Origin of the sequence: Arthrobacter sp. SO3 (assembly GCF_020532825.1) — a bacterium.
GTDB lineage: Bacteria > Actinomycetota > Actinomycetes > Actinomycetales > Micrococcaceae > Arthrobacter.
This window is the reverse complement of record NZ_MQTS01000176.1, coordinates 15,462-28,010: the sequence shown is the minus strand read 5'-3', so window position 1 is coordinate 28,010 and position 12,549 is coordinate 15,462. Positions and strand designations below refer to the sequence as shown.

Below are 12,549 nucleotides of genomic sequence, written 5' to 3'. Positions count from 1 at the left end.
ATTCTCCAGGACAGCACCGTAGCCGACGAGGTTCGGTTCGCGTTTGGCGGGCGCTGCGCCATCCGCATCGCCGGCGGAACCGCCGTCGTCGCCCTCCACTTCGAAGGAAACGATCGCCTTGCCGACCTCGACGACGGTGCCCGGCTGTTCGTGCAGGGCCGCGACAACACCTGCGAACGGCGAGGGAAGTTCGACGACGGCCTTGGCCGTTTCCACCTCCGCGATGATCTGGTTGAGCGCGACGGTATCCCCGACCGCGACCTTCCACGCAACGATTTCCGATTCAGTGAGACCTTCGCCGAGGTCCGGCAGCCTGAATTCCTTGATCATGGTGGCGCTCATCCTTCCAGTCCGCTCAGGGAGTTGGGGCGGCCCAGGGCGCGGTCGACACCGTCCAGGATCCGGTCGAGGCCCGGGAGGTGGTGCATCTCAAGCTTCGAGTACGGGTAGGGGACGTCGAAGCCGGTGACGCGGACGGGGGCTGCCTCGAGGTGGTAGAAGCAGCGTTCGGTGATGCTGGCGGCAATCTCGGCGCCGATGCCACCGGTCTGGGAGGCTTCGTGGGTGATGACGAGCCGGCCGGTCTTGCGGACCGAGGCTTCCAGGGTCGCGAAGTCGAGCGGGGCGAGCGAGCGCAGGTCGATGACCTCGATCGAAATCCCCTCGTCGGCGGCGGCGAGCGCGGCGTCCTTCGCGGTCTTGACGAGCGGGCCGTACGCGAGGAGCGTGACGTCCTTGCCTTCGGTGACGACGCGGGCCTTCTCCATCGACAGGGCGGCGCTGAGGTCCAGGGACTCGTCCACCTCGCCCTTGTCGTGGTAGCGGCGCTTGGGCTCGAAGTAGAGCACCGGATCATCCGAGGCGATGGCCTGCTGGATCATCGTGTGGGCATCCTGCGGGTTGGAGACGCTGATAACACGCAGGCCCGAGGTGTGGGTGAAGTAGGCCTCGGGAGACTCGGAATGGTGTTCCGGGGAGCCGATGCCGCCGCCAAAGGGCACCCGGATGGTGATCGGCATCTTGACCGCGCCCTGGGTCCGGTAGTGCATCTTGGCGACCTGGCTGACGATCTGGTCGAATGCGGGGTAGATGAAACCGTCGAACTGGATCTCCACCACGGGGCGGTAGCCGCGGTAGGCCAGGCCGACGGCGGTGCCCATGATGCCGGACTCGGCCAGCGGGGTGTCCACGACGCGGTGCTTGCCGAAATCCTTCTGCAGGCCGTCGGTGACGCGGAAGACACCGCCGAGGGCGCCGATGTCCTCGCCCATGAGGATCACCTTGGGATCGTTCTCGAGGGACTTGCGCAGGCCCGAATTGATGGCTCGGGCAAAGGTCATCTGCGTCATCAGCGTGCACCTTCTTCAGAAGCGGCTTCTGCGGGATCGCCGAAGGAAGCCAGGTAACGGGAATAGTGGTCCTGCTGGCGCTCCAGCGGGGAATGGGGTGTGCTGTATACGTGCTTGAAGATGTCCATCGGCTGCGGCTCGGGCATGTTGATGGTGCCGGACCGCAGGGCCTTGGCAACGGCGTCGGCCTTGGCGGCGACGGCGGTTTCGAGTTCCGCAGTGAGCAGTCCCTTGCGCTCCAGCAGTGACTTCAGCCGGGCGATCGGGTCCTTGGCGGCCCAGTCCTCGAGCTCGTTCGCGTCACGGTAACGGGTGGGATCATCCGCCGTCGTGTGCGGACCCATGCGGTAGGTGACGGCCTCGATGAAGGTGGGGCCGCCGCCGTGGCGTGCACGGTCGGTGGCGATGCGGGTTGCGGCCATGACAGCGAGGACGTCGTTGCCGTCCACCCGCATGCTGGGGATGCCGAAGCCTGCGGCGCGGTCCGCGATCTGGATGTGGGACTGCAGCCGCACGGGTTCGGAAATGGCCCAGTGGTTGTTCTGGCAGAAGAAGACCACCGGGGACTGGAAGCTGGCCGCGAACACGAGGGCCTCGTTGACGTCGCCCTCGCTCGTGGCGCCGTCGCCGAAGTAGGCCACGGCGACCGAATCGGCGCCGTCGTTCTGGATTCCCATCGCGTAGCCGGTGGCGTGCAGCGTTTGGGCGCCGATGATGATTTGCTGGGTGGCGACGTTGACCGTGTAGGGGTCCCAGCCGGCCAGGGCGTTGCCGCGCCAGGCTTTGACGATGTCCTCCGGGTTCACCCCGCGGCAATAGGCCACGCCGTTGTCGCGGTAGCTGGGGAAGACGAAATCGTCGTCGCGCAGGGCCCGGGCCGAACCGATCTGGGAGGCCTCCTGTCCCAGCAGCGGGGGCCAGAGGGCGAGTTCACCCTGACGCTGCAGGGCGGTGGCCTCGGCATCGATGCGCCGGATGACCACCATGTCCTCGTAGAGCGCGCCCAGCTGTTCGTCGCTGACGTCCTGGACCCAGGGGTCGAACTCGGGATGGCTCACGCGTTCACCCCCGGGGGTGATGAGTTGGACGAGATCCCCGCCCGACCGCCTGCTTGATCCTGCACTGTTTCCGGGGCCCCCGGCGGAAATGCCGCCCTTGCCCGCGTCGTCGGTAAACACTGTTGTCCGCACCTTCTGACGTCGTCTGACCGGAGCTCGCAGGACTCGTGATCCCAGTGCGCGCCAGCCGCCCGGGCGCCGTTGCCCCGGATAGTTGTGACCCTACTCACAATGCCCATTGGGTACAACCACCTGCTAAAAAGTTGAGCATTCTGCACTGTCTGGCTTCGCGGTACCGTGCTAATCTTGCGCATTATGCAACCCTTGGATGGCACGGACACCCGCCTGCTTTCAGCCATGGCGCGGGACCCCCGCCAGACCGTGGTTGCGCTGGCGCAGAAGCTGGGTTTGTCGCGGAATACCGTGCAGGCGCGGATGGCCCAGTTGGAGAAAAAACACGTCTTCCTGTCCTTCGAGCGGCGCATCAACCCCGCCTCGCTGGGCTACCCGCTGATGGCCTTTATCTCGGTGCACGTCCAGCAGCAGAAGCTCGGTACGCTGGCGGTGGAACTGGCCGCCATTCCGGAAATCCTCGAGGGCTTCGGCCTGACCGGCTCGGCGGACCTGCTGCTCCGGGTGGTGGCTCTCGACGCCGAGGACCTGTTCCGGATCAACGGCAAGATCCTGGCCTGCGACGGCGTGGACCGGACGGACACCGCCTTGGCGATGAGTGAGATGATCCCGTTCCGGATCCAGCCGCTGCTGGAACGCGGCTCGGCAGACGGATAACGCACAAAACAGAGGAGCCCCCGTGCGGTTGCACCGGGGCTCCTCTGCTTTTCAGCCGGCGGGGACCGCCAGCGGTTGGTCTCAGCCGGCGGGGACCGCCGGCGGTTGGTGCTTAGTGGTCGGTAGCCTTTTCGGCGCCCACGCCCGTCAGGGAGCGGACTTCCATTTCGGCCTGCTTGGTGGTGTCTTCCAGCTTCTTGTCCAGAATCGAGCCAAGCCAGCCCAGCAGGAACGCGAGCGGGATGGAGACGATGCCCGGGTTGCTGAGCGGGAAAATCGCGAAGTTGGCGCCCGGGATCATGGACGTCTTGGCACCGGAAACCACCGGGGACAGCGCAATCAGGATGATCGCCGAGCCCAGCCCGCCGTACATGCTCCAGAGGGCGCCCTGGGTGGTGAACTTGCGCCAGTACAGCGAGTACACGATGGTGGGCAGGTTGGCGGAAGCCGCGACCGCGAAGGCGAGAGCCACGAGGAACGCCACATTCTGTCCGTTGGCGAAGATGCCGCCGGCGATGGCCAGGATCCCGATCACGATGACGGTCTTTCGTGCCACCTTCACCTCGGTCTCGGGGTCAGCCTTGCCCTTGGCGATAACGCTGGCGTAGATATCGTGCGCGAACGACGCCGCGGCCGTGATGGTGAGGCCTGCGACGACGGCCAGGATGGTGGCGAAAGCCACCGCCGAGATAAAGCCGAGCAGCAGCGGCCCACCGAGGTGGAACGCCAGCAGCGGTGCGGCCGAGTTGACGCCGCCCGGGGCAGCCTTGATGGTGTCAGCGCCCACCAGTGCCGCAGCACCGTAGCCCAGAACCAGGGTGAACACGTAGAACAGTCCGATCAGGCCGATCGACCAGACGACGGACTTGCGGGCTTCCTTGGCGGTCGGAACCGTGTAGAAGCGCATCAGCACGTGCGGCAGGGCGGCGGTACCGAGCACCAGGGCCAGGCCCAGGGACATGAAGTCGAGCTTGGAGGTTTCGGTCTTGCCGTACTGCAGGCCCGGGTTGAGCATGTTCGGGTTGCCCGAGGTTTCCACCGCGCCGCCGAGCAGGTCGGAGAGGTTGAAGCCGTAGATGGCGAGGACCCAGAAGGTCATGACCGCAGCGCCGGCAATCAGCAGCATGGCCTTGATGATCTGGACCCAGGTGGTGCCCTTCATGCCGCCGATCAGTACGTACATGATCATCAGGGCGCCGACGACGATAATCACCAGGGCCTGTCCGCCCCAGTCGCTGATGCCCAGAAGCAGGGAGATCAGGCTGCCGGCTCCGGCCATCTGTGCCAGCAGGTAGAAGAAGCAGACTGCGAGGGTGGAGATGGCTGCCGCGATGCGCACGGGACGCTGCTTGAGCCGGAAGGAGAGCACATCGGCCATAGTGAACTTGCCGGTGTTGCGAAGCAGTTCGGCGACGAGCAGCAGGGCGACGAGCCAGGCGACAAGGAAGCCGATGGAGTACATAAAGCCGTCGTAGCCGTTGATGGCGATGGCGCCGGTGATCCCCAGGAACGAGGCCGCCGAGAGGTAGTCGCCGGCGATGGCGGTGCCGTTCTGCGGACCGGTGAAGGACCGTCCGGCCGCGTAGTAGTCGGCGGCCGTTTTGTTGTTGCGGCTGGCCTTGATCACGATGACCATGGTGACGGCCACGAACAGCGCGAAGATGCCCATGTTCAGCAGGGTGGTTTCTTTGAGATCCGCAACATTCACTGCGGGAACCATAAACGTCATTTCTTTACCCCGCTGATTTGGTTGCCATTCTTGTCGAATTCGTGGCCTTCGATTTCGTGGCGGATTTCCGCTGCGATCGGGTCAAGCTTCCGGTTCGAGTAGCTGACGTACCAGCCGGTGATGGCGAACGTGGTCACGAACTGAAGCAGGCCCATGATGAGGCCGACGTTGATGTTGCCCCAGACCTTCGTGGACATGAACTCCACCGCGTAGTCGGCCAGCAGGACATATGCGAAGTACCAGAGCAGGAATGCAATGGCCATCGGAAAGACAAAGCTGCGGTGACGTTTGCGCAGTTGCTGGAACCGCTCCGTCGACTGGACTTCCTTGAAGTCCACGGCCGCCGTGGCGTCCGTTTCTTGGGCTTCGTGACCCATCGTTCCTCCTCATTGAGACTTTCGAGTCCACACCGGCTGACTTGGCCTGCTCCCAACAGCCCGCGGGCCAATGTGACTGCAATCACTCTCTCGCGTGATGCGGCCTACATGCCACAACCGCCGTACCCTACGTCGCTCAACGGTCGGGATGCTGCGCTCAACGGTGCCTCCAGCAGGGTCCGGAGGGCTCCCGGCCGCGGCCCGGCGGGTGCCGCGATACGCTGGGCCCATGCCCGACTCTCCGCTCTTCATCGCCGCCGCCATCGCCGTGATCGCGATGGCGATCGCCGTCGTCGTCGCCGTCGGGCTCAAGGTGCTCCGCTCTTTCCGGGAGCTCGGCACCGACGCGGAGCGGGCCACGTACAAGACGCTCCACGCGGCCTCCCGCGCCGGCCAGCACCTGCGCACCGGCCTCAATCCGGCCGGTGCCGCCAAAGCCAGCCGGCAGCTGCGCAGCCTGCTGGGCTGCGATGCGCTGGCGATCACCGACACCACCGGCGTGCTCGCGTGGGACGGTGCCGGCGAGGAGCTCAAGCCGCTGCTGATGGAGCTGGCTGCAGGAGTGCTCGACGGCGGCCACACCGCCGTCATTCCGGCCGGCGAGGTGCAGGAACTCGCGCAGGGCAAGGGCGCCGTTGCGACCCGGCCGGAGGTGGAACGCGCCGCAGTGATCGCCCCGATCCGGACCGGCACCCGCGTGGTGGGCGTGGTGGCCGCCTTCGCCCCGGCCGCCGGCGCCGGGTTGGTCCGGGCCACGGGCGAGGTGGCCGACTGGGTTGCCACGCAGGTGGAACTGGCCGAGCTCGACGCCTCGCGCACGCTGCTGATGGAGGCCGAGGTCCGCGCGCTCCGGGCGCAGATCAGCCCGCACTTCATCTACAACTCACTGAACGCGATCGCCTCCTTCATCAACACGGACCCGGTCCGGGCCCGTGAGCTCGTGGTGGAGTTCGCCGACTTCACCCGCTACTCCTTCCGCCGCCACGGTGACTTCACCACCCTGGCCGAGGAGCTTCGCTGCATCGACCGCTACCTCCTGCTGGAAAGGGCCCGCTTCGGCGACCGCGTGCAGGTGAGCCTGCGGATCGCCCCCGAGGTGCTCAGTACCGTGATCCCGTTCCTGAGCCTGCAGCCGCTGGTGGAAAACGCCGTCCGGCACGGCCTGGAGGCCAAGGAGGGCCCCGGCCACATCTCCATCACGGCCAACGACTCCGGCGCGTTCGCCGAGGTGACCATCGAGGACGACGGTGTGGGGATGGACCCGGAACAGCTGCGGGCTGTCCTCGCCGGGCACGCCGACGGCGACCACGTCGGGCTGCGCAACGTCGATGCCCGGCTGCGGCAGGTCTATGGCGACGAGCACGGGCTCGTGATCGAAACGGCGCCCGGGGAGGGCACGCTGATCACGATGCGTGTCCCCAAGTCACAGCCCCGGCACGATGCCTGATAGGGGCACAACGCCTCCGGCGCTAGTCTTGGACCATGATTAACGTCCTCGTCGCCGACGACGAGCTGCCCGCCGTTGAGGAACTGGCCTTTCTCTTGGGCCGGGATGACCGGATCGGCATCATCCACCGGGCCTCCTCCGGGGCCGAGGCCCTGCGCGCCCTTGAGGCGGAGGACGTCGACGCCGTCTTCCTCGACATCCACATGCCCGCGCTCTCCGGGCTGGACATCGCCCGCGTGATCGCCCGCAGCAGCAAGCCCCCCGCGGTCGTTTTCGTCACCGCCGATGAGGACTGCGCCCTGGAGGCCTTCGAACTCGCCGCCGTGGACTACCTGCTGAAACCCGTCCGTGCCGAGCGCCTGGCGAAGTCCATCGGCCGGATCAGCGAACTGCTCAAGGAAGGCGCCCCGCGGCCGGAGATGATCACCGTGGACCTGGGCGGGACCACGAAGATGATCCGCCGCGAGGACGTCACCTACGTCCAGGCCCAGGGCGACTACGCCAGGCTGCACACCGCCGATGCGAGCTACCTCATCCGTGTTCCGCTGGCCGATCTGGAACAGCAGTGGGCCGACGCCGGGTTCATCCGGATCCACCGCTCCTACCTGATTGCGCTGAACCATGTCAGCCACATGAAGCTGGCCGCGGCCCGGCCCAGCGTGACCGTGGCCGGGGCGGAACTGCCCATCAGCCGGCGGCACCTCCCGTCGGTCCGGGAAAAGCTTGAGGCGACCCGGATCCGGCCGCAGGCATGACCCGCGTCCGCGTCACCGCACCCCGCAGCATCACACCGGGCACCACGGCGCTGCCCTCCGCGCGGTCGGCCGCTGATTCGCGCGACGCCGCGGAGGAATCCGACGCCGGGCAGGTGTTTGTCCGCTCGCTGATCCGCACACAGCTGCGCCTGGGGGTTGTCGTGGCCGCGGGGTTCCTGCTGATCCTGGTGGCGTTCCCGCTTATGCTGGGGCTCGTGCCCGGCCTCGCGGAGTCGACCATCGTGGGGCTGCCCTTCGACTGGGTGCTGCTGGGCGTCGGGATCTATCCGGTGGTCGGGCTCAGCGCCTGGCTCTTCATCCGGACGGCGGCCCGGAACGAGGCCCGATACCGGGACCTCGTCGGGGACAAGTGAGACGCCCGTGAACCCGGTCGTCGGCATCGCCGCCTTCGCCGCCGTCTCGGTGGCCACCGCAGTCATCGGTTTTTACGGGCTCCGGATCTCGCGCACCACCGGGGATTTCTACGTGGCCTCGCGGACCGTCAGGCCGTGGTGGAACGCCTCGGCGATCGGCGGCGAGTACCTGTCGGCGGCGAGCTTCCTGGGCGTCGCCGGGCTCATCCTGCTCTCCGGAACGGACGCCCTGTGGTTTCCGGTGGGGTACACCGCCGGCTACCTGATGCTGCTGCTCTTTGTCGCGGCTCCGCTGCGCCGCTCCGGCGCCTACACCATTCCCGACTTCACCGAAGCGCGGCTCGACTCCCGGGTGGTGCGCAGCGTCACGAGCGTCGTCGTCGTCATGGTCGGCTGGCTGTATATCGTCCCGCAACTCCACGGAGCGGCGCTGGCCATCCGGATCACCACCGGGCTGCCGGCATGGGTGGGGCAGGTGGCGGTGGTCGCCGTCGTCTGCGTCACCGTGGTGGCCGGCGGCATGCGGTCCATCACCTTTGTCCAGGCCTTCCAGTACTGGCTGAAGCTGACGGCGCTGGCTTTGCCCATCCTGTTCATCGTCTTCACGCTGGCCGGCTCCGGGACTCCTGCCGTGGCGGCAGCGTCGGTGAACCCCACGGCTGTGGCCCCGGCCGGGCTGTACCAGAACATCTCGCTGCTGGTCGCCCTGCTGTTTGGCACGCTGGGGCTACCGCACGTGCTGGTGCGCTTCTACACGAACCCGGACGGGCAGTCGGCCCGCCGGACCACCCTGATCGTGCTGGGCCTGCTCTCGGTTTTCTATCTGTTCCCGACGGCCTACGGGCTGATCGGCCGGATGTTTGCTCCGGTGCTGGCGCAGAGCGGCCAGGCCGATGCACTGGTGCTGCTGCTCCCCGGACAGCTGATTGGCGGGGCCGCCGGAGACCTGCTGTCTGCCCTGGTGGTCGCGGGGGCGTTCGCCGCCTTCCTGTCCACCACCTCCGGGCTGGTGGTCTCGCTCGCCGGGGTGATCAGCCAGGATCTGTTCGGCGGCAGCGTCCGCGGCTTCCGCTGGGCGGCGGTGATCTCCGCCGTGGTTCCGCTGGGGATCGCGTCCATGACCGGTTCCCTCGCGCTGGCCGGCAGCGTGGGCATGGTGTTTGCATTTACCGCGTCGACCATCTGCCCGGTGCTGCTGCTGGGCATTTGGTGGCGCGGGCTGACCGACGCCGGGGCGATCGCCGGCATGGCGACCGGGGCGGTGCTGTGCGGCGGGGCGATGGTGGCCGGAGCCGTGCTGGGCGCCGACGGTCCGCCGTCGTGGCTGGCGCAACCCGCGGCGTGGACCGTGCCGGCAGCGTTTGCCGTGACGGTCCTGGTTTCCCGGGCCACCAGGAACCGGGTGCCGCGGACCATCACCCGGCTCATGACGCGGCTGCACACTCCGGAACGGCCGCTGGTCACCGAGCGTTGACTGCGGTCAGTCGATGGCGGCCATGAGTTCGACGACGCGGTCCAGGAAGGCGTCCACCTGGTTTTCCTCATAGCCGTCCTGGCCGAGGGCGGGACGGAAGACGGCGCGGCGGACATTGTCCACACTCAGCGGCTTGTCCTCTTCGAGATAGCCGATCAGCTCGTAGCAGAGATCATCCACGTCCGTGGTGTTGTAGCTGCGCGCCTTGGCCTTGGCCGGGCGCCGGAAGCGCTGGCCGTCGGGGCGGTGCAGCCGTCCGCGCAGCACCCCGGCGAGCCGGCCGATCTCGCGGAGCCAGGCCTCTTCGCCGCTTTCCGCGACAAGTTCGTCACGTTCCCGCCGGGCGAGGGCATCCTCCAGCCGGTCCAGCGCCGCGTCCACGCCGGCCGCGGCATAGCCGCCCTTGACCGGGTCAAAAGACACCGCCCTGACGTCCGCGCTTCCAACCGGACGGGCGGCGGACTGGGGAGATTCGAACGACACCCGTGCGCGCTGCATGAACTCGTCGACTTGCTTGGCGTTGTAGCCGTACTGGGTCCGCTGCACGCGGTCAAAAGACGCAGGAATCTGCCGTTGAATGTCCACTGTAACTTTTGTTTCCTTCAATGCCGTTCGGCTGGTTTGTCCGGCACCATTCTAGGGGCCGGAGGGTGGAACAGGAGCCGCCTCAGACGCCGGCAAAGATCGAATAGAGAATAAAAGCCACCGGGGAGGCAAAGACAATCGAGTCCAGCCGGTCCATGACCCCGCCGTGGCCGGGCAGGATGCTGCTCATGTCCTTGATCCCGAGTTCGCGCTTCACCATGGATTCGGAAAGGTCCCCGGCGGTGGCTGCTGCGACCATGCCCACGGCCAGCGCCACCCCGACCCACCAGGGCTTGTCCAGCACGAAGATGGCGGCGAGTACGCCGATCACGGTCGCGCCGGCAATGGAACCGGCGAAGCCTTCCCAGCTCTTTTTGGGGCTGATCTTCGGCGCCATCGGGTGCTTGCCGAGCGAGGCGCCGACGAGATATCCGAAGGTGTCGTTGGCGACCACCAGCAGCAGGAGGGTGGCGATCTCCCATGCCCCCGGGGGGACCACGCCGTCGGGCCACAGCCCGACCGGCGTCTGGCCCACAGCGGTGTGCAGCGGCAGCACCGCGAAGCTGATAAAGAACGGAATCCAGGCCAGCGTGAAGACGCCGGCGAAAATGCTCCGCGCGGAGCCGGCCGCACCCTCCAGGGACCGCCAGATCAGCACCGCGACACAGCTGAGCATGATCGCGAACAGGAGGCTTTCGAGACCGCCGAAATAGGCAGCGGTGGGCATCGCAACGGTGCCGGTCATCACCGGAATGATGGGCAGCCTGGTCCCCGAGGTTTCCAGTGCCCGGAAGAATTCCCAGACGCCGAAGACCCCGAAAGCGGTGACGATCAGCACGAAGCCCAGCGGAAGGAGCAGCAGTCCGCCGAGGACGAAAATGAGCATGCCCAGCCCCACCGCGGTGGCGGCGGGCAGGTTCCTGCCGGCCTTGGGCGTCGGGTTCCTCCGTTGCTTCCCCCGCAACCGGACGTCTGCTGCGGGGTCCCCCTGTTCCTGCGCCATCAGACCTCGAGCAGCTCGGCTTCCTTGCGCTTGAGCAGCTCGTCGATCCCGTCGACGTGGGCCTTGGTCATGGCGTCCAGTTCCTTTTCGCCACGGCTGCCCTCGTCCTCGCCTGCTTCGCCGTCCTTGACCAGCTTGTCCAGGGTTTCCTTGGCTTTGCGGCGGATGTTGCGGATGGACACCTTGGCGTCCTCGCCCTTGGCCTTGACGATTTTGACGTATTCCTTGCGGCGCTCCTGCGTGAGGTCCGGGATGGTGATCCGGATGACGTTGCCGTCGTTGGAGGGGTTGGCTCCCACCTCGGAGTCGCTCAGGGCGCGTTCGATATCGCGCAGGGCGGTCTTGTCGAAGGGCGTGATAAGGATGGTGCGGGCGTCCGGAACGGCGAAGGAGGCCAGCTGCTGCAGCGGCGTCGGGGAGCCGTAGTAGTCCACCAGGACCTTGTTGTAGAGGCCCGGGGTGGCGCGGCCGGTCCGGATCGAGGCGAAGTCTTCCTTGGCTACTTCAACCGCCTTGTCCATCTTGTCCCCGGCTTCGAGCAAGGTTTCTTCGATCACGATCTCTCCTCAGAAATTGGTGCACCCGCCGCTGGCGGGGGTGCTGCACGGTCATGCTTGAGTTCCGCCTGGATACCCGGTTTCGGGGTGCGGAACTGTCCTGAAAACATCCTAGCCGCTGCTAGGGGGTGACGACGGTGCCCAGGTCCTCCCCCAGGATGGCCCGGGTGACGTTGCCTTCGCCTTCCATGCCGAATACCACCATGGTGAGCTTGTTGTCCTTGCACATGGTCATGGCGGTCTGGTCCATCACGCGGATGTCGCGGCGGAGGGCCTCGTCGTAGCTGAGGTGGTGCAGCTTCTCGGCGGTGGGATCCAGCTTCGGGTCGGCGGTGTAGACGCCGTCGACCCCGCTCTTGGCCATCAGGACAACGTCTGCGTGGACCTCCATGGCGCGCTGCGCGGCCACGGTGTCCGTGGAGAAGTACGGCAGTCCGGCGCCGGCGCCGAAGATGACGACGCGGCCCTTTTCCATGTGGCGGATGGCGCGGCGCGGAATGTACGCCTCCGCGACCTGGCCCATGGTGATGGCACTTTGGACCCGGGTTTCGACGCCGGCCTGTTCCAGGAAGTCCTGGAGGGCCAGGCAGTTCATGACCGTGCCGAGCATGCCCATGTAGTCAGCGCGGGAGCGGTCCATGCCGCTCTGCGACAGTTCGGCGCCGCGGAAGAAGTTTCCGCCGCCGACGACGATCGCAACTTCGACATCGGGGACTGCTGCGGCGATCTGCTTGGCCACGCCGCGGACGGTATCCGGGTCGACGCCCAGCTTGCCGCCGCCGAAGACCTCGCCCGAGAGCTTCAACAGAACTCGGCGCCGGCTCTTCTTTGGCTGGGCTGAAGTGGTGACGGTTTCCATGGTGCCTTCCCGTTGGTGAACTCTGAGCTAGGTTATCGTGCCGGGGACCAAAGGCGTCATTCCGCCCGGACCCGGGTCTGCCCCGGGACGGGTGTCCCGGGGCAGACCCTGTGTGCATGCAAAAGGGGCGGCCACCGCAGTGACCACCCCTCAGCGTGTCCGACTACTGTCTGACCGGTGCCTGACTAATGCC

General features: G+C 66.8%; 14 protein-coding genes. 5 read left to right on the top strand and 9 right to left on the bottom strand.

All coding sequences use genetic code 11. From position 1 onward, the window contains the following. From BJQ90_RS16375 to pdhA, 3 genes are all read right to left on the bottom strand, one after another. Positions 1-342 (bottom strand): biotin/lipoyl-containing protein (locus BJQ90_RS16375; RefSeq protein ID WP_413463704.1); only part of this gene is annotated, 342 nt, incomplete at its 3' end. Then, positions 339-1,349: an alpha-ketoacid dehydrogenase subunit beta gene (locus BJQ90_RS16370; protein WP_226761278.1), complete on the bottom strand. Its 1,011-nt coding sequence runs from the start codon at positions 1,347-1,349 to the stop codon at positions 339-341. The genes BJQ90_RS16375 and BJQ90_RS16370, both read right to left, overlap by 4 nt. Next, complete coding sequence (gene pdhA, locus BJQ90_RS16365; RefSeq protein ID WP_226761277.1) at positions 1,349-2,527, bottom strand: pyruvate dehydrogenase (acetyl-transferring) E1 component subunit alpha; 1,179 nt, start codon at positions 2,525-2,527, stop codon at positions 1,349-1,351. Before pdhA ends, BJQ90_RS16370 begins: the two co-directional genes overlap by 1 nt. Before the next feature lie 195 nt (positions 2,528-2,722). Here pdhA and BJQ90_RS16360 point away from each other — a divergent pair, with 195 nt between their 5' ends. After that, positions 2,723-3,196, top strand: a complete 474-nt coding sequence (locus BJQ90_RS16360) for an Lrp/AsnC family transcriptional regulator (protein WP_226761276.1) — start codon at positions 2,723-2,725, stop codon at positions 3,194-3,196. 112 nt (positions 3,197-3,308) lie between these two features. Here BJQ90_RS16360 and BJQ90_RS16355 read toward each other — a convergent pair whose 3' ends face one another. Further along, positions 3,309-4,925, bottom strand: coding sequence for a cation acetate symporter (locus BJQ90_RS16355; RefSeq protein WP_226761275.1), 1,617 nt, complete (start codon positions 4,923-4,925; stop codon positions 3,309-3,311). After that, entirely contained in the window at positions 4,922-5,302 is a 381-nt protein-coding gene (locus BJQ90_RS16350; RefSeq protein ID WP_226761274.1) for a DUF485 domain-containing protein, read from the bottom strand. Before BJQ90_RS16350 ends, BJQ90_RS16355 begins: the two co-directional genes overlap by 4 nt. A 229-nt stretch (positions 5,303-5,531) precedes the next feature. Here BJQ90_RS16350 and BJQ90_RS16345 point away from each other — a divergent pair, with 229 nt between their 5' ends. The 4 genes from BJQ90_RS16345 to BJQ90_RS16330 are packed head-to-tail and all read left to right on the top strand — an operon-like array spanning position 5,532 to position 9,352. Beyond that, the gene (locus tag BJQ90_RS16345) at positions 5,532-6,749 is read left to right on the top strand and encodes a sensor histidine kinase (RefSeq protein WP_226761273.1); all 1,218 of its coding nucleotides are present in this window, start codon (positions 5,532-5,534) and stop codon (positions 6,747-6,749) included. 35 nt (positions 6,750-6,784) lie between these two features. Further along, positions 6,785-7,504 (top strand): LytR/AlgR family response regulator transcription factor, encoded by a 720-nt coding sequence (locus BJQ90_RS16340; RefSeq protein ID WP_226761272.1) that lies wholly within the window; start codon positions 6,785-6,787, stop codon positions 7,502-7,504. After that, positions 7,501-7,878, top strand: a complete 378-nt coding sequence (locus tag BJQ90_RS16335; RefSeq protein WP_226761271.1) for a hypothetical protein — start codon at positions 7,501-7,503, stop codon at positions 7,876-7,878. Before BJQ90_RS16340 ends, BJQ90_RS16335 begins: the two co-directional genes overlap by 4 nt. 7 nt (positions 7,879-7,885) lie before the next feature. After that, a complete protein-coding gene (locus tag BJQ90_RS16330; RefSeq protein ID WP_226761270.1) occupies positions 7,886-9,352 on the top strand; it encodes a cation acetate symporter in 1,467 nt (488 codons plus the stop codon). A gap of 6 nt (positions 9,353-9,358) precedes the next feature. Here BJQ90_RS16330 and BJQ90_RS16325 read toward each other — a convergent pair whose 3' ends face one another. The 4 genes from BJQ90_RS16325 to pyrH all read right to left on the bottom strand — a co-directional run bounded on the left by BJQ90_RS16325 (position 9,359) and on the right by pyrH (position 12,356). Further along, a complete protein-coding gene (locus tag BJQ90_RS16325) occupies positions 9,359-9,937 on the bottom strand; it encodes a DivIVA domain-containing protein (protein ID WP_226761269.1) in 579 nt (192 codons plus the stop codon). A gap of 82 nt (positions 9,938-10,019) precedes the next feature. Continuing rightward, a complete protein-coding gene (locus BJQ90_RS16320; RefSeq protein ID WP_226761268.1) occupies positions 10,020-10,940 on the bottom strand; it encodes a phosphatidate cytidylyltransferase in 921 nt (306 codons plus the stop codon). Beyond that, positions 10,940-11,497: a ribosome recycling factor gene (gene frr, locus BJQ90_RS16315; RefSeq protein WP_069951117.1), complete on the bottom strand. Its 558-nt coding sequence runs from the start codon at positions 11,495-11,497 to the stop codon at positions 10,940-10,942. Before frr ends, BJQ90_RS16320 begins: the two co-directional genes overlap by 1 nt. Positions 11,498-11,618: 121 nt before the next feature. Beyond that, on the bottom strand, positions 11,619-12,356 hold the full coding sequence (gene pyrH, locus BJQ90_RS16310) for a UMP kinase (protein WP_226761267.1): 738 nt from the start codon (positions 12,354-12,356) through the stop codon (positions 11,619-11,621). Positions 12,357-12,549 lie beyond the last annotated feature (193 nt).